Annotated in this window: 14 protein-coding genes; all 14 read left to right on the top strand. The window is 37.7% G+C overall.

What is annotated here, in order from left to right; translation table 11 throughout:
- A complete protein-coding gene (gene cmr1, locus D1839_RS02645; protein WP_120378338.1) occupies positions 1-915 on the top strand; it encodes a type III-B CRISPR module RAMP protein Cmr1 in 915 nt (304 codons plus the stop codon).
- Positions 912-2,516 carry a type III-B CRISPR-associated protein Cas10/Cmr2 gene (gene cas10, locus D1839_RS02640; RefSeq protein WP_120378337.1) on the top strand — a complete coding sequence of 535 codons (1,605 nt, stop codon included), beginning with the start codon at positions 912-914 and terminating at the stop codon, positions 2,514-2,516. The genes cmr1 and cas10 overlap by 4 nt, the downstream gene beginning before the upstream one ends.
- Entirely contained in the window at positions 2,513-3,607 is a 1,095-nt protein-coding gene (gene cmr3 / locus D1839_RS02635; RefSeq protein ID WP_120378336.1) for a type III-B CRISPR module-associated protein Cmr3, read from the top strand. The genes cas10 and cmr3 overlap by 4 nt, the downstream gene beginning before the upstream one ends.
- On the top strand, positions 3,597-4,397 hold the full coding sequence (gene cmr4, locus D1839_RS02630) for a type III-B CRISPR module RAMP protein Cmr4 (RefSeq protein ID WP_120378335.1): 801 nt from the start codon (positions 3,597-3,599) through the stop codon (positions 4,395-4,397). The genes cmr3 and cmr4 overlap by 11 nt, the downstream gene beginning before the upstream one ends.
- A complete protein-coding gene (cmr5, locus tag D1839_RS02625; protein ID WP_120378334.1) occupies positions 4,394-4,756 on the top strand; it encodes a type III-B CRISPR module-associated protein Cmr5 in 363 nt (120 codons plus the stop codon). The genes cmr4 and cmr5 overlap by 4 nt, the downstream gene beginning before the upstream one ends.
- On the top strand, positions 4,743-5,864 hold the full coding sequence (cmr6, locus tag D1839_RS02620) for a type III-B CRISPR module RAMP protein Cmr6 (RefSeq protein WP_147358269.1): 1,122 nt from the start codon (positions 4,743-4,745) through the stop codon (positions 5,862-5,864). The genes cmr5 and cmr6 overlap by 14 nt, the downstream gene beginning before the upstream one ends.
- 716 nt (positions 5,865-6,580) lie before the next feature.
- Entirely contained in the window at positions 6,581-7,333 is a 753-nt protein-coding gene (rpsB, locus tag D1839_RS02615; protein ID WP_050352767.1) for a 30S ribosomal protein S2, read from the top strand.
- A gap of 95 nt (positions 7,334-7,428) precedes the next feature.
- Entirely contained in the window at positions 7,429-8,313 is an 885-nt protein-coding gene (tsf, locus tag D1839_RS02610; RefSeq protein ID WP_120378332.1) for a translation elongation factor Ts, read from the top strand.
- A gap of 95 nt (positions 8,314-8,408) precedes the next feature.
- Positions 8,409-9,131 (top strand): UMP kinase, encoded by a 723-nt coding sequence (gene pyrH / locus D1839_RS02605; RefSeq protein WP_050352769.1) that lies wholly within the window; start codon positions 8,409-8,411, stop codon positions 9,129-9,131.
- 2 nt (positions 9,132-9,133) lie between these two features.
- Positions 9,134-9,682 (top strand): ribosome recycling factor, encoded by a 549-nt coding sequence (frr, locus tag D1839_RS02600; protein ID WP_120378331.1) that lies wholly within the window; start codon positions 9,134-9,136, stop codon positions 9,680-9,682.
- 199 nt (positions 9,683-9,881) lie between these two features.
- Positions 9,882-10,643, top strand: coding sequence for an isoprenyl transferase (locus tag D1839_RS02595; protein ID WP_120378330.1), 762 nt, complete (start codon positions 9,882-9,884; stop codon positions 10,641-10,643).
- Between the two features lie 13 nt (positions 10,644-10,656).
- Entirely contained in the window at positions 10,657-11,451 is a 795-nt protein-coding gene (locus D1839_RS02590) for a phosphatidate cytidylyltransferase (protein ID WP_120378329.1), read from the top strand.
- 390 nt (positions 11,452-11,841) lie between these two features.
- Positions 11,842-13,107 carry an RIP metalloprotease RseP gene (rseP, locus tag D1839_RS02585; protein WP_120378328.1) on the top strand — a complete coding sequence of 422 codons (1,266 nt, stop codon included), beginning with the start codon at positions 11,842-11,844 and terminating at the stop codon, positions 13,105-13,107.
- A gap of 93 nt (positions 13,108-13,200) precedes the next feature.
- A complete protein-coding gene (locus D1839_RS02580) occupies positions 13,201-17,487 on the top strand; it encodes a PolC-type DNA polymerase III (protein WP_120378327.1) in 4,287 nt (1,428 codons plus the stop codon).
- The last annotated feature ends 376 nt before the right edge of the window (positions 17,488-17,863 follow it).

Genomic DNA, 17,863 nt, shown 5'->3' with positions numbered 1-17,863 from the left:
ATGCATAAAACGTGTTTTGAAGCTGCACTATTAAGTCCTCTATTTAGTTATGGTACTATTCCAGATAAGCCTGAAATTCGTGCAACAGAAATCAAGGCATTAATGCGTCATACCTTTCGAATTGCTTCATTTATAATATGTGGGAAAGAGCTACACATAAAAGAAAGTGAACGATTTGGGGATACAAAAAAAGCTTCTCCCATTTCCTTACAAGTTAAAAATATAAAAGCTAAAAACGATAAAGAACAGAAAATGTTGCATAAAAACAAGCGAAACGATTTAGTAAAAAACCCTAAGAAACGTTGTTTTAGTACAAATACTACTTTTCAAATTATTTTACGTGGCAAAAAAACATTATCTGAGGAAGATTTTCAACATTACGTCAATCTTCTCAAATTAGCTCTAACACTAGGTGGAATAGGCCAACGTAGCCGTAGAGCGCGTGGGGCTATTAGTTTAGAAAGTGACTTATTTGCAGATAAAGAGCAGTTGCTGCAATTTATTATGCAGCAGTTAGACAGCCTAACGCCTAATGGGTTTGAACGTAAAGGAACAATTATCCAGCATACTTTTGCTAATATGGAAAAAATCAAGCGGCCCGTTATTGAAAAAATTGAAATCGGTGAAGCTCTTAAGGGAGACGCGAAAGATTTTTTAACAATGATTGATGAAGCATCACATCAAAGTAGAAAAAAGAAACAAGGGTTTTCTCATCCTTTGGCTACTGGAATGGTTGAAGGTAAGAAACGATTTGCTTCAAGTTTATTGGTAAGTCTCACTAAAACAGCAGATGGTCATATTTATCCCTTGTATGTGTTTGTGAGGCCAGTTTATAAAAAGGAATATTTGCTGAAGAAAAAAGAAGATGATAATCGAATTGATTTTATGAAATATATAAAGGGTGTGAAGGCATGAGGGAGTCGTTATTATTATTTACCATCGGACCAGTCAAGCACTTTATTGAACCTTCACGAAAATTGAAAGATTTGTATGCTGGTAGTTTTTTATTATCGCATTTAGCACGGGTTGCCGCTAAGCATTTAAAGGATTTAGGTGCGGAAATCATCATTCCTTCACCGAATCAGGCTAGCTCGCCCAATCGGATTGTAGCGAAAGTAGGATCTGATTGTGATCAATCAAAGCTTGTAAATAGCACAGAACAAACAGTACATGAATGCTTCATGAAAATTTGCAAAAAAGTAATAGAACGAGAAAATACATTTACAGAAGAGGTAGAAGACCAATTAACAGGCTTTTTAGAAATCAATTGGGTGTATGAGCCAATTGAAAGCGATTTTAAAACAAGCTATCAAGCATTAATGAAACATATGCACAGCGTGAAAAATACACGAATGTTTGTGCAAAGTTTTGAATCAGCTGGCCGTAAATGTGATTTATATGAACAATACAATGCGTTATTTACTAGTAAAAAAGCTCCTAAAGAAGAGTTACAACAAGCTAAACTAAAAAAAGGGGAAAATTTATCAGCGATTGCTTATGTCAAGCGGTTTTTGGATACATATTTTGCCGAACAAGATCATTACAACTTAGATGTATCTTCCGTTGCTTATATGCTATTACGAAGTTATTTTCCACCTGAAGTTGATTTAACAGATGTAAAGGACGAGGGTTCTGAAGCGTTATTTGATTTGAAAAATGGTGAGGATATTACAAATCATCCGGATTATAGCACGAAAACGATTAAACGAGCGACAGAGTTGTATAAATCTTACGGTGAATATATAGGTAGCCCTTATTATGCGATTGTGAAGCTTGATGGCGATGGTGTTGGACAAAAATATAAAGCAGTAGATCGCTCAGAAATAGCCCAATCATTAAGTGATGAAATAAGTCGTTTTGCCATCGATGCGAAGCAGTTAATTGAAAAAAATAAGGGGCTTTGTATTTTTGCAGGTGGAGAAGATATTTTAGCTTTTTTACCTTTACAGACGTTATTTCCTACATTAAAAGAACTTGTGAATAGATTTGCAGACATTGAAGGATTGGATTATAAAGGGACATTATCGGCAGGTATCATCATCGCACACTATACCGCACCATTGAAGCCTTTATTACAACAAGTTGAAAGGTTAGAATCACATGCAAAGCAAATTGATCGTGATAAGGCAGCATTTTCTATGGAAATAATGCGTAGAGGCGGCCTCTCTACACCACTGCGTATGAAGTTTGGTCAAAAAGCTGAGAATCTTAACATCTTTGAAAACACATTGGTTGCAATACAACAACAGGAACATTCGAATTCATTCATTCAGAATGTAGTAGCGATGATTGAGCCAATCCAATATACAGCAAGTCGTGAAATGGTGAGCGCGTTGATTCGTAAAATATTAAAGAATAGCGTTGAAAAGGAAAAAGTAGAAGAACAGCTCAACGTATTCAATGAGCTATATGAAGCATTATCTTTTCATACTGAGAAATTCATTCGTTTCCTTCAACAGCTTGCCTTCTTAGCGAAGGAAACTTTTATCGAGAAGGAGGGGAAGGGACAAATATGATCTATCAGTTAGAAGCATTAGATACACTTACATTTCGTACAGCCAATCCTTTTGATGCTGGAGTGAACTTTCATGCTTATAGCCAATTTCCACCACTACCTTCTGTATATGCGGGGGCATTGCGAAAAGGCGAGGCTATAAAAGCGAGGAAAATTAAAATTGGTTTTAGTGGCGTGTTACTGAATAATGAATTTGCCTTTCCGCAGCCATTAGATACGCTCATTACAAATGAAAAAACGGATAATCAAGAAGGTGAAAATGAACTGACTGCCATGGCGCTTTTCCAAAAACGCCATAGTAATCATGAGCTTGAGTGGATGCTTGCACCTACTGAAGAAATAGAAAAAAAAGTGAGTGTTTCGGGTGGCGCTTATATCAAAGAAGCAGCATTACAACAGTATTTAAATGGTGATCGGAAGATAACCTATGAAAAATTAGGTGATTATTTTAAGCGCGAATCACACATTGGGATTGAAATGGAACAAAAAACGCATGCAACAAAGCAGGGGATGTGGTACAGTACCGAATTAATCCGGCCTCATCAATGTTCATTAGTTGTGGAAGCAACGGGTATAAAAACAAAAGAGGGCGATGTAATTAAAATAGGTGGTAATACGAAGTTGGCCCATGTGAAACTCATCGAGTCTTTTACCATCACGCCACCAGTGGCAAATAATGGTTACTTTAAACTTTATTTTGCAACACCAGCTATGTTCAAATATGGTTGGTTGCCTCGTTGGATTGACCCTAAAACAAAAGAGGGTACATTTACGATGAAAAAGCGCAAAGTGAAAGTAAAGCTCATCGCAGCTGCGATTGATAAGCCCGTACCCGTTGGTGGATATACTGAAAACGGCGGACCACGTCCAATGCGGATGGCTATTCCTGCTGGTAGTGTATATTATTTTAAATTACTAGACGGTTCAACTTATGAAGATGCTGTGAAACTATTTCACCAAAAATGTTTAAGTGATTACCGAATACCTTTTGATTTTAATTATGGATGGTGGGATCGCTTAGTGTATTGTGATCGTGGATTTGGCTATGCTTTAGTTGGAAAAATGAAGGAGGACATGTTTCATGAAAAATAAAGAACTATTATTTCTACACCTATTATCGCCTATGCATGTTGGAGGAAACTATGAATTTAGTATAGTGGACCAACCCATCCAACGTGAAGGACATACAGGTTTTCCGAAGATTGAAGCTTCTAGCTTAAAGGGAAGTATTCGCCATGATTATGCACGGAGAAGACCAAATGATGAGAAAGAAAAAGCAATTTTCGGTCACAAAGATCAAGCAGGAGATGTCATTTTTACGGACGGACGCATTTTATTTTTCCCTGTGCGCTCGGCAAAAGGCGTCTATGCACTTATTACATGTCCCAGCATTATGAAACGTTTTGGCGATGATATTGGAAAAGATATCGCGATTCCTGATGTGAAAGAAAATCAAGCCTATACAGCTCAAAAAACAAACATTGTTTTAGATGACAAAGTCTTATTAGATGAGTACTTATATGAACAAGTAACAGAAAATGAAGATTTTACAAAATGGGTGGAATTCATGGAGAAAAAAATAAATGGGGTTACCATTCAGGAGCATGCATTACTGTTATCAGATGATGAATTTGCTTATTTTGTCCAACACTGCACCGAAATTATTACACGTACAGCGATTAATCCAGAAACAAACACTGTCGAAGACCGCTTTTTATTTGATGAAGAATATGTGCCAACCGAGTCCATTTTCTATAGTGTTGTCTTTAGTGATCAACATACAATCAATGAGTTAGGATTAGACATTTTACAAATTGGTGGCAATATGACACTAGGCAAGGGATTTGTGAAAACGTATCAAGCGGAGGTGTATGACAAGTGAAAAACATCCAAAACGAGCGCGCAGCCTTTGCTTATGATAAAGTGAATGCAATAAGTAACAAATCATTTGCGAAAGCGTTTCGGTCAATCGCTCGGTCCACACCCGCCAGAATTCAAATGACAGGGTTAGCGACAACAGCAGCCTTTTTATTTGCTAAAAATGAATTAGCACATCAAGCGTTATTTAACATGATACATGAGTGGTTAAAAAAAAGAAAAATCATTGAAAATGATCAATTGATGGAAGCCATAACAGGAGCGGATTTAACAACATATCGCGTGATGACAAATGAAATACAACAATTTTTAATATGGGTCAAACGCTTTGCGGAGGGAATGATTGATAGTGAGCAAAAATAATAATGTTCAAGTTCCTTCTTATATCGCAGGTGTGATGAATAAGAGTAAACATTTATACTCGAATTTTTATCGCTATTCATATATGAAGTATAAGACGGAAAAGACGGAAAAGACAGATAAGACGGATAAGAAAAAAGGCAAATTAAAGCCTAAACTAAATAATGAACCACTAAAAAATGATCAACCCATTTTATCTAACATGAAAGAAAAACGAAAACAATTCATTCAATCATGTCCTTGTTTTATAGCTATGGAGTATAAAGCAGATAAACTGATCATAGGTGGTGTACCTTCACCTTATACAGGTGATACTATGACGGCATTACATAGTATTTACGGTGTACCTTATATTGAAGGTTCATCAATTAAAGGACTGCTGAGACACTGCATTATGCAAGAAGAAGCCAATGCGATTGAGCAAGAATGGTTTCAAGTAGCATTTGGTGTTGGCAGTGATGATAAAGAGAATCCATTTGGGCGGGGAAATTTAGTTTTTTTTGATAGTTTCCCAGAAAGTACATTTACCTTAGAAAGAGATATCCAAGCACCCCATTATGTTGACTATTATCAATCAGAAGGTGAAACCCTGCCCACTGATGACATGTCTCCAAAGTTATTTGAATTTTATGTTGTGAAAGAAACAACTTTTACGATTATTATAGGCGTGTTGGAAAAATCTAAAGATGTCATGGAAACGATAAAAAAATATCTAAAAATAGCTTTGGAAGATTATGGTTTGGGTGGGAAAACAGCTGTAGGCTATGGATTAGCTGTTGAGGTTAACGATGTTACCCAAAGACTTCAAGAGCAATTGAGACGTATCCAACAAGAAAAACAACAAAAAGAACGAAAAGAACAACAATTAAAGGAGGAAGAAAGATTAGCTAAACTACCTCCTATCGAGCAATTGCATGCAAGGCTTGATCGACTGACAGAAAGTAATTCAGATATGGAATGCTCCAAAAAAGATATTTATGAAAAAGTTTTAGAGCATGCATCTGAAGATCCATCACTTGCACAAAAACTACTGCAGTATTGGGAGAAATACGACTCGAGTAAGTCAAAAAAACAAAAAGAAAAGCTTGAAAAGTTAGAGCAATTTTTATAAACATGTATGCGCGAACCTCCCAATCTTTAATCCTGAGGATGATAATTCCGATGATGCTCACGCAGACATGGCGTATTCAACGGATACCGTCTACTAATCGACGGTATCCGCTTTTAGCCTTTTCTTTAACTGTTCATACAGGGGTGTAAAGCAAGAGGAATAACAATCTTGCAAGGAAGTGTTGGAAAAGATCATATTTATTTACTACTATTATGTCCAACAAGTCTGGCGACAAGTAAAACCATGTAATACTTAAAAATACTCCAAGATAAATTTGCAAGAGGATATTTCTGTGCAACGGTAGGCAAAGTAGTTGAAAAAACAATAAGAAACTATATAACGAATAAGTTTAATGAAGAACGTGATAATTTGTTTGTTCCGTTCGCCATTAGCATCTCATTTTACAGTTTTCTATGAAGAAATCGCCTTCAAGGAATGGCGGGCTTGTGCCCTTGACGAGCCAAGGAAGTTTCCTGTCCTTAAATAATGAGAGAGACAGCTTCCATCATTACTTGCCAGACTAATATAAAAAATACTTGAATCTTGGTACTTGTTGTGGTATATTATCTTGTGGTGTGAAGATAATGTATGATGCTACTTAAGTGGCAGTACGTCAATTACACACGTTTAGGGATTTGTAAATAAGGTGCCAATTTATTGGTTTATTTACAAAGAGGATCTAATACGGAGGAAAAAACCAATTAGGAGGAATTTTAATGTCAGCTATTTCAATGAAACAGCTACTTGAAGCTGGTGTGCATTTTGGTCACCAGACTCGTCGCTGGAACCCAAAGATGAAAAAATACATCTTTACAGAACGTAACGGTATTTACATTATCGACTTGCAAAAAACAGTTAAAAAGGTTGATGAAGCTTACAATTATGTAAAGCAAGTTGTTGCCGACGGAGGAACTATTTTATTCGTTGGAACAAAAAAACAAGCACAGGAGTCTGTACGGGATGAAGCGATTCGTTCAGGTATGTTTTATGTAAACCAACGTTGGTTAGGTGGAACCCTTACAAACTTCCAAACAATTCGTAAACGTATCAACCGTTTAAAAGATATTGAACGTATGGAAGAAGACGGTACATTTGAAGTACTACCAAAAAAAGAAGTTGTTGATCTTCTTAAAGAAAAAGATCGCTTAGTGAAATTCCTTGGTGGTATTAAAGAAATGAACAAACTTCCAGATGCGTTGTTTGTAATTGATCCACGTAAAGAACGAATTGCCATTGCTGAAGCTCATAAATTAAATATTCCGATCATCGGAATTGTGGATACAAACTGTGATCCTGATGAAATTGATTATGTTATTCCTGCAAATGATGATGCAATTCGTGCTGTGAAACTTTTGACTTCCAAAATGGCAGATGCTATTTTAGAAGTGAAACAAGGCGAAGAAATGGACGAAGCTCCAGCATCAGAAGAAGCATCTAAAGAAGAGGCAACGGAAACAGAACAAGAGTAATCATGAGAAAGGTGAGGGTGATAAGAGGATGAGAGCCTTTTATCACCTTTTTTAAAGAAAAATGAATTAGTCGATGATCTTAAGGAGGATTTTAAATGGCAATTACTGCAAAAATGGTAAAAGAATTACGTGAAAAAACTGGTGCAGGTATGATGGACTGCAAAAAAGCGCTACAGGAAACAGATGGCAACTTAGAAGCCGCTGTAGACTACTTACGTGAAAAAGGTCTTTCTAAAGCAGCTAAAAAAGCCGATCGTATTGCTGCTGAAGGGTCTGCGTACATTCAAACGGATGGCAATACTGCAGTATTATTAGAAGTGAATTGTGAGACAGACTTTGTAACTAAAAACGATCAATTTAAGGATCTGCTGTCTGAATTAGCAACTCATTTGCTAGCTCAAAAACCAGAAACAGTTGAAGAAGCACTTCAACAAACGATGGAAGCAACAGGAGAAACGGTGGAAAACCACATTAAAGCTGCAGTTGCAAAAATTGGTGAAAAATTATCTCTTCGCCGTTTTACCATCTTTACAAAGTCAGACAATGATACATTTGGTGAGTATTTACACATGGGTGGACGTATTGGTGTTCTTACACTGTTAGAAGGAACAACAGACCAAGAAACTGCAAAAGATGTTGCAATGCATATTGCTGCAGTAAATCCTCGTTACATTTCTCGTGAAGATGTGGCAGAAGCAGAAGTAAATCATGAGCGCGAAGTGTTAAAAGCGCAAGCATTAAACGAAGGCAAGCCTGAAAAAATTGTTGAAAAAATGGTAGAAGGTCGTCTGGGTAAATTCTTTGAAGAAATTTGTTTATTAGAGCAAAGTTTTGTTAAAGATCCAGATAAAAAAGTGAAGCAATTTGTTGCGGATAAAGGAGCTTCTGTAAAAGCTTTCGTACGTTATGAAGTAGGCGAAGGTATGGAAAAACGTGAAGAAAACTTTGCAGATGAAGTGATGAACCAAATTAAAAAATAAATTGGTTGATAGGGGGCAAGCAATTGTTCCCTATTTCTCCATACAACTTAAGGATTTGTATACAATAAACTATTAAATTTTCTATGGAGGTTACTATGACAACAGCTCGTTACCGTAGAATTGTGCTCAAATTAAGTGGAGAAGCATTAAGTGGAGAACTTGGATATGGCATTGAGCCAAAGATTATCCAGTCTATTGCTGACCAAGTTAAAGAAGTTGCTGAAATGGGCGTGGAGATTGCCATCGTCGTTGGTGGTGGAAACATATGGCGCGGTAAAGTAGGCAGTGAAATGGGAATGGACCGTGCTAATGCTGACTACATGGGAATGTTGGCAACAATTATGAACGCTTTAGCGCTTCAAGATGGACTGGAAAACATTGGTATACCAACGAGAGTACAGACATCCATTGAAATGCGTCAAGTGGCTGAGCCGTACATACGAAGAAAAGCAATCCGCCATTTGGAGAAGAAGCGAGTTGTCATTTTTGCTGCTGGTACCGGAAATCCATTTTTTTCAACTGATACAACTGCAGCATTACGTGCTGCTGAAATTGAAGCAGAAGTCATTTTAATGGCGAAAAATAATGTAGATGGCGTATACACAGACGACCCTAAACTGAATGTAAATGCAAAGAAATATGAGAATCTTTCTTATATGGAAATGTTAAATGCAGGTCTTGGAGTGATGGATTCAACAGCTTCCACTTTGTGCATGGACAATGATATTCCTTTAGTTGTCTTCTCCATTATGGAAGAAGGAAATATTAAACGTGTTGTGCAAGGGGAAGTAATCGGAACTACAATAAGGGGGAAATAAAAATGTCGGATGGTATATTGAAAAAAATGAAAGAAAAAATGGAACAAGCTATACAAGCCTTTTCTAAAAATCTTGCTACTGTAAGAGCTGGAAGAGCAAACCCAGCTTTATTAGACAGTGTTTTTGTGGAGTACTACGGTATGAGTACACCATTAAACCAAATTGCATCTGTTTCTGCTCCGGAAGCAAGGCTACTCGTTGTTACTCCTTTTGATAAATCAGCTATTTCAGATATTGAAAAAGGAATTCAAAAAGCAGATTTAGGTATTTCTCCATCCAGTGATGGGAATGTTATTCGCATTACCATCCCAGCTTTAACGGAAGAACGTCGGAAAGATTTGGTGAAAGTTGTCGGTAAATACGCCGAAGAGTCCCGTGTACAAGTAAGAAATATCCGTCGTGAAGCAAATGACCAGCTGAAAAAAGAAGACGGTATTTCAGAAGACGATATACGAGCTTTACAAGATGATGTGCAAAAAGCAACTGATAAATATATAGCCAAAATTGACCAGCTTGCAAAAGATAAAGAAAAAGAAATTATGGAAGTTTAATGCAATTCCATGGTAAAATAGGAAGAAAGGGCCCTCTTTTTTTAAGGGGGCTTTTGTATTCCTGTGAAAAAATCGGTATAATAAAACTTGGTTTACATGATATAATGATGATTCAAGTATCATAGAAAATGACTGTACATCATATATATGTGCAGATAAGAAACTATTTAAACGTTGACACATATTCGGAGGACAAACTATGTCAATTAGACTTCCTTTTACAAAAAAGAAACGAAAAGAATCAGAACCATTAACAAGTACGGAGAACATTCCCAACCATGTTGCCATTATTATGGACGGAAACGGGAGATGGGCAAAAAAAAGGTCATTGCCACGTATTGCTGGTCATAAAGAGGGTGTTGATTCCGTAGTCAGAACTGTGCGCGCAGCGCATAAATGCAATGTCAACATAGTGACATTGTATGCATTTTCCACTGAAAACTGGAAACGGCCGCAAAAAGAGATTGATTTCTTAATGAAGCTTCCAAAGGAATTTTTACATATTCACTTACCTGAGCTAATGGAAAGAAACGTTCGAATTCAAACGATTGGTGAATTTGATGCTCTGCCAGCGCATACAAAAGAAGCTGTTCAATATGCCATTGATAAAACAAGGAATAATGATGGATTATTATTAAATTTTGCTTTAAACTATGGGAGTAGATACGAAATTGTACAAGCAACAAAGCAAGTAATGGCAGATATCCAAAATTCAAAGCTATCGATGGATACTTTAGATGAAGAAATCTTTGCCAAGTACTTATATACAAAAGAGTTGAGTGATCCTGATCTGTTAATACGAACAAGCGGTGAACAGCGATTAAGCAATTTTTTATTATGGCAGCTAGCATACACTGAATTTTGGTTCACCGATGTTTATTGGCCAGATTTTGATGAAGCAGTATTTAAACAAGCAATTGAAGAATATCAGCAACGCCAGCGTCGTTATGGCGGTATTTAAGGTGAGGTAGTATATGAAGCAACGGATAATTACGGCCATCATTGCACTAATTATTTTTGTTCCATTCGTTATTATTGGTGGCCTTCCATTTGAGATTTTAGTTTACGCAATGGCAACGATTGGTTTTTTAGAGTTATTAAGAATGGGGAATATTGCTAAATACTCGGTGCCATCGATCCTAGGAATTGTGCTTTTGTGGGTGTTGTTAAGACCGGAACATATGGAAGCCATCCCTTTTATGTGGCTAACGAAATCAGAAATATTAATGCTCATTGTTTTGTTGCTCCTATCCTATACTGTATTAGTAAAGAATAAATTTACTTTTGATTATGCAGGTATCGTCTTAATATCGGCGATCTATGTAGGATTCGGTTTTTATTATCTGCTGTTAGCTAGAAATAGTGAAGGAGGAGGATTGGCAACAATTCTATATATATTTCTCCTTATCTGGTCAACTGACACAGGAGCATTGTTTTTTGGCCGGGCATTTGGAAAACGAAAGCTATGGCCAAAAATCAGCCCAAATAAAACAATTGAAGGTGCATTAGGAGGCGTTCTGTTAGCCATTATAGTCAGTATAATATTTCAACTCATTCACCCGCTTGAAGACAATCTAATTGTTATGATCGGAGTAGCAGTAATTGCTTCCGTATTTGGTCAAATTGGTGATCTAGTTGAATCGGCTTTTAAACGTCATTTTGGGGTTAAGGATTCAGGTAATGTACTTCCCGGTCATGGTGGTATTTTAGACCGTTTCGACAGTTTATTATTTGTCCTGCCAATCTTACATCTCGTTGGATTTTTTTAATTGATAAGCGAATAAGCCATCTGCATCCATTTGAATGTGAAATGAGAATGATATGGCTATGTTTTTTAGTAATGGATGGGATTATATTTACCCACCCAAATATTGTTGGTATTGTAAGAGGATAAGGGCTAAAGGTCGCGTACGAAACAATGCATTGAGGCACCGTACCCATTTAGGACTTGTTGTAGTATGAGTTCGTGAGCTTTTAATGGGAGTTTTACGGCACCTTGTATGCCGGGATAAGGTAGAAAGAAAAGTAACTTTCTATACAAAGTAGAGAAAAAAGCTTACCTTTAGTAGAATGGATTTAAATAGTAGTAATGAGCTAGAATTATTACGCATTAAACAGGTGTAAGGTCATCCTATACTTCTTAAAGGAAGGTGCTTTATTTGAATACAGTAATTGCGTTTATTTTCATGTTTGGTCTCCTTGTATTCATTCATGAATGGGGACATCTAATATTTGCCAAACGAGCTGGTATGCTGGCTCGCGAATTTGCGATTGGTTTTGGTCCAAAAGTGTTTACCTTCACTCGGAACGAAACCGCTTATACCATTCGGCTCCTTCCGATCGGTGGGTATGTACGAGTTGCAGGAAATGACCCAGAAATTATTGATTTAAAACCTGGACATCATGTCGGACTCGAATTTAATGAATTAGGAAAAGTAAATAAAATTATCGTTAATCACAAATCAAAGCACCCACATGCTCGTATCATTGAAATTGAAGAAGCAGACTTGGACCATGCGTTACAAATTAAGGGATATGAAGTTGGTGACGAAGAGGAAAAACTGATTTTTGAAGTAGACCCGAAAGCTTTTTTTGTCATAGATGAACAAGAAACACAAATTGCCCCATATGATAGGCAGTTCGCTTCAAAAACTGTGGGACAGCGAGCAATGCAATTATTCGCCGGCCCGATGATGAATTTTATCTTAGCGATCGTTATTTTTATTATCATAGGACTAGTCCAAGGAACCCCAGTTGAGGAAGCGAGGATGGGTGAGATTGCAGCCGAATCTCCTGCTGCAGAAGCTGGTATGCAGAACGGCGATGAAGTGGTGCAATTAGAAGGAGAGCCAATATCGACTTGGGAAGAGTTTACTACTATCATACGAGAACATCCAAATGAAGAGCTTGATGCAAAAGTTCTTCGTGATGGAGATGAGGTTACATTAACGATCATACCAAAAGAAGTAGAAGGTGTTGAAGGACAAGAGTCTTTTGGTCAAATAGGAGTCTATCCGGCATATGAAAAATCAATTCTTGGTACTGTGACGTACGGTTTTTCAAAAACGTTCGAAACAACGAAACTTATTTTGACTAACTTAGGTATGCTAATTTCCGGACAATTATCGATCGATACATTATCTGGTCCAGTTGGTATCTATGATGCAACAGATCAAATTGTTCAAACCGGTTTTACGAACTTCTTGCTCTGGACGGCAATGTTAAGTATTAACTTAGGGATCGTCAATCTCGTTCCTTTACCAGCTTTAGATGGCGGTAGATTATTGTTTGTGGGAATAGAGGCTATACGTGGAAAGCCAATTGCACCTGAAAAAGAAGGCCTGTTTCATTTTGTCGGCTTTGCACTTTTGATGTTGCTTATGATTATTGTTACTTGGAACGATATTCAACGTCTATTCCTTTAATAAAGAACAGTAATACAAAGAATAAAACCCTTGTCAGAGTGTGCGGCAGGGGTTTTACAGCTTTTTATTTAATGACGGTACAGGAGGATACAAATGGATATTTCAAAAAAGGAAAAAATGGATGTACTGTTAAAGCAAGTGCAAATTTCAGATGACCATTTAGTCTATTTTGCGGATAGTTACTTAAATAAGTTGGAAATATTTAAGCAAACAAAGACATGGCATTTTCATATTTGTACCAGCCAAGTATTACCATGTGAAGTTTATCAGCTATTTAAACATCAGCTACAAACAAGCTTTGAACAAATTGCCAATGTGGAATTGACGATTGAAACAGCAAATAGGTCATGTGATGAGCAGACAACGCTAAATTATTGGCACCATTTTATTCAATCTTTTACCCAGTTATCACCAGCGTACAAAGATATGATCCAATCGCAAACGCCTAGAGTTAACGGTAATAATATTATGTTAACTACAAGAAATGTGGCAGAAGGGAAAGCTGTTAAAAAGCGACTGGAAGAGCCATTCAAAGCTTTTTGCTCCAAATCAGGCTTGCCTAACTTTCACTTGCATATTGAAGTCAAAACAGAATTAGAAGCTATCCAGCAATTTAAAGAACAGAAAGCTGCTGAAGATCAGCAATTGGTGCAGCGTACGGTACAAGAAATAACTAAACGAGATCAAGCAAAGCTGCAACCAGAAAATAAACCATTGATGCTTGGCTATAAAATTCAAGATGAACCTGTTCAGATGGAAGAAATATTAGAAGAAGAACGCAGAGTAACGGTTCAAGGTTATATTTTCGCTGTTGATATTCGCAAACTACGCTCGGGCCGCAGCTTGCTTATTATAAAGGCAACAGATTACACCGACTCGCTGCAAATTAAAATGTTCTCCAAAGGGGAAGAGGACGCAGAGAAATTTAACGTTGTGAAAGAGGGCATGTGGATCAAAGCTCGAGGCAGCATTCAAACAGATATGTATACAAATGAACTAGCAATGATGGCTAATGATATTCATGAGATTAAAGTAGAACCTCGAAAAGACGAAGCTCCAGATGAAGAGAAAAGGGTCGAATTGCATGCACATACCACGATGAGTCAAATGGATGCTGTCGTTTCACCAGCAAAATTAATTGCCCAAGCTGCCAAATGGGGACATAAAGCGATAGCAATTACGGATCATGCAGGGGTTCAAGGATTCCCAGAAGCTTATAATGCAGGGAAAAAGCACAATATAAAAGTGCTGTACGGTGTAGAAGCAAATTTAGTCGATGATGGAGTGCCTATCGCTTATAATGACAAAGATGTAGATTTAGCTACTGGTACATATGTTGTATTTGACGTAGAAACGACTGGGTTATCGGCCGTTTACGATACGATTATCGAATTGGCTGCGGTTAAAATCCATCAAGGTGAAATTGTTGATCGATTCGAGTCTTTTGCAAACCCGCACCATCCTTTATCACAGACAACAACAGATCTTACCGGGATCACCGATGAAATGGTACAAAACGCACCAGAAGTAGAAGAGGTCTTAACCGACTTTCGTAATTGGATGGCAGATGATATTTTAGTAGCCCATAATGCAAGTTTTGATATGGGATTTTTAAATCAAGGTTTTAAAAAACTAGGTTTTGATAAAGCAGCAAATGCGGTCATTGATACGTTGGAGTTAGCCAGATTCCTATTTCCGCATTTGAAGAATCATCGCTTGAATACGCTATGTAAGCATCTGGATATTGAATTAACACAGCATCACAGGGCAATTTATGATGCGGAGGCAACAGGCTATTTATTATGGAAGCTTGTTCAAGCGTTGCTCGAAAAAGAGATTACCAATCATAACCAACTGAACAATCACATGGGCGAAGGTAATGCGTATCAACGTTCACGACCTTTTCACTGTACATTAATCGCACAAACAGAAGAAGGGTTAAAAAATCTGTATAAGCTCGTTTCTCATGCCCATATCGATTATTTTTACCGGGTCCCTCGCTTGCCTCGATCCGTATTACAGAAATATCGTAAAGGCATTCTCGTCGGATCCGCCTGTGATCAGGGCGAAGTGTTTGAGACAATGATGCAAAAATCAGCAGAAGAAGCAGAATCTGTTGCCCGATTCTATGATTATATTGAAGTGCAGCCGCCTGCCAATTATGCTCATTTAATAGAAAAAGATTTAGTGCAGAATGAGGCGCAGCTATTAGATATTATTAAAAAGCTTGTCCAGTTAGGTGAGCGTATGGATAAAAAAGTAGTTGCTACGGGAAATGTTCATTATCTAGATGAACAGGATCAGATTTATAGACAAATTCTTATCGCTTCCCAAGCTGGAAATCCGTTAAACCGAGTGACATTGCCCCAAACACCATTTCGTACGACCAATGAAATGCTAGAGGCCTTTTACTTTTTAGGGGAAAAAAAGGCAACTGAAATTGTTATTACAAATACCCAAGCTGTTGCTGATGAAATTGAAGAAATAGCACCAGTAAAGGACGGGCTGTTTACGCCGACAATTGAAGGTGCAGATCAGGAAATACGTGATCTTTGCTATACAAGAGCAAAGAAAATTTACGGCGAGCCGATTCCCGAAATCGTTACGGAACGATTAGAAAAAGAACTGAAAAGTATTATTGGTCATGGATTTAGTGTTATTTATCTCATCTCCCAAAAACTAGTGAAAAAATCTCTCAATGATGGTTATTTGGTAGGTTCCAGGGGATCAGTCGGATCGTCTTTTGTGGCGACAATGACAGAAATAACTGAAGTAAATCCATTGCCACCACATTATGTTTGTCCGTCCTGTCATTACAATGAATTTATTACGGATGGTTCGGTAGGAAGTGGATTTGACCTGCCGGATAAGAATTGTCCAACATGCGGAACTCCATTAACGAAAGATGGACAAGATATTCCGTTCGAAACATTTTTAGGCTTTAAAGGTGACAAAGTTCCTGATATTGATTTGAACTTTTCTGGCTCTTATCAGCCCCGCGCTCACAATTATACGAAGGAACTGTTCGGGATTGACAATGTTTACCGTGCTGGAACAATTGGAACGATTGCAGAAAAAACAGCATATGGTTACGTCAAAGGGTATGCATCAGATAAACAGCTTGTCTATAAAAACGCAGAAGTGGATCGACTCGTAAAAGGATGTACAGGAGTGAAACGAACGACAGGTCAGCATCCTGGAGGAATAATTGTTGTTCCTGACGATAAAGAAATATTTGATTTTACGCCTATTCAATATCCGGCAGATGACAGAAACAGTGAATGGAGAACGACGCATTTTGATTTCCATTCTATTCATGATAATTTATTGAAATTGGATATACTTGGACACGATGATCCAACTGTTATTCGTATGTTGCAAGATTTAAGTGGAATTGATCCGAAAACAATTCCTACTGACGATCCGGATGTGATGACGATCTTTTCGGGACCTGAAGCCTTAGGGGTGAAGGCAGAACAAATCAATTGTAAAACGGGAACGCTTGGTGTACCAGAATTTGGAACGAAGTTTGTTCGGCAAATGCTTGAAGACACAAAACCGAATACATTCGCAGAGCTTGTCATCATTTCTGGTTTGTCACATGGTACCGATGTGTGGCTAGGTAATGCGCAAGAGCTAATTAATGATGGTATATGTAAGCTCCCAGACGTCATCGGCTGTCGCGACGATATTATGGTTTATCTCATGCATAAGGGTCTCGATACCTCTTTAGCCTTCCAAATTATGGAGTTTGTCCGTAAAGGGAAAGGGCTAAAGGACGAGTGGATTACAGAAATGAAAAAGCATGATGTTCCAAATTGGTATATCGAGTCTTGTAAAAAGATTAAGTATATGTTCCCAAAAGCGCATGCCGCTGCTTATGTATTGATGGCTGTTCGAATTGCTTATTTCAAAGTGCATCATCCGATTTTCTTTTATGCTGCTTATTTTACTGTTCGAGCAGATGACTTTGAGCTCGACACGATGATTAAAGGATCCAATGCTATTCGTAAACGGATTGATATGATTACCGCTAAAGGAAACGATGCCTCTCCGAAAGAAAAAAATTTACTGACCGTTTTAGAACTGTCTTTAGAAATGTGTGAACGAGGTTTTTCTTTTAAGAAGGTAGATCTCTATCGTTCTAGTGCGACAGAATTTATTGTTGAAGGCGATGCTTTAATTCCACCGTTTAATGCGGTCGATGGCTTAGGAACAAATGCCGCACTCAACATTGTGAAAGCTAGAGAAGAAGGAGAATTCCTATCTAAAGAAGACCTGCGGGAGAGAAGCAAAATTTCCAAAACTGTCTTAGAATACTTAGATAATCACGGATGTTTGGCAGGGATGGCTGAACAAAATCAGCTTTCCTTATTCTAGCTTGCAAGGTCCATTACCATATGATATACTATTTTTGGTAAGTAACGATACGAACGTTTAAAAGAGTGGGTATTTACCCACTCTTTCTTCATACTTCAACTTGTTCCCACAACTCCCTTGCCACACCTTTAGGCAGGGGTTTTGTATTGAAGTTGGCTCGTTTTGTATGCGGCAAAAGAACAAAGTCTCTTCTAAAAAGCTGGATTGCAGTTGCGGTAATATTTTATCCGTATATTCAGGAGAAAGTATCTGTGGAAGATAGCAGCGCTTAAATGCCCCCTATTTTGTAAGCGGCCTTTAGGTCATACTATTAAGGTAATAAAATCAGTGGAGGATGAATGAAAACCCCAACTGATGGAAGATTCACTTTATGAAT

It is taken from the genome of Roseburia sp. 1XD42-34 (assembly GCF_009917385.1).
Classification (GTDB): domain Bacteria; phylum Bacillota; class Bacilli; order Bacillales; family Amphibacillaceae; genus Virgibacillus.
The sequence above is the reverse complement of the archived record's forward strand: the minus strand, read 5'-3'. Positions and strand labels throughout refer to the sequence as shown.

Coding starts and splice junctions, on each gene's coding strand:
- rpsB (WP_050352767.1), top strand. CDS start 6,581: ATGTCAGCTATTTCAATGAAACAGCTACTTGAAGCTGGTGTGCATTTT.
- D1839_RS02580 (WP_120378327.1), top strand. CDS start 13,201: ATGGATATTTCAAAAAAGGAAAAAATGGATGTACTGTTAAAGCAAGTG.
- cmr3 (WP_120378336.1), top strand. CDS start 2,513: ATGATCTATCAGTTAGAAGCATTAGATACACTTACATTTCGTACAGCC.
- cmr4 (WP_120378335.1), top strand. CDS start 3,597: ATGAAAAATAAAGAACTATTATTTCTACACCTATTATCGCCTATGCAT.
- cas10 (WP_120378337.1), top strand. CDS start 912: ATGAGGGAGTCGTTATTATTATTTACCATCGGACCAGTCAAGCACTTT.
- tsf (WP_120378332.1), top strand. CDS start 7,429: ATGGCAATTACTGCAAAAATGGTAAAAGAATTACGTGAAAAAACTGGT.
- D1839_RS02595 (WP_120378330.1), top strand. CDS start 9,882: ATGTCAATTAGACTTCCTTTTACAAAAAAGAAACGAAAAGAATCAGAA.
- frr (WP_120378331.1), top strand. CDS start 9,134: ATGTCGGATGGTATATTGAAAAAAATGAAAGAAAAAATGGAACAAGCT.
- D1839_RS02590 (WP_120378329.1), top strand. CDS start 10,657: ATGAAGCAACGGATAATTACGGCCATCATTGCACTAATTATTTTTGTT.
- pyrH (WP_050352769.1), top strand. CDS start 8,409: ATGACAACAGCTCGTTACCGTAGAATTGTGCTCAAATTAAGTGGAGAA.
- cmr1 (WP_120378338.1), top strand. CDS start 1: ATGCATAAAACGTGTTTTGAAGCTGCACTATTAAGTCCTCTATTTAGT.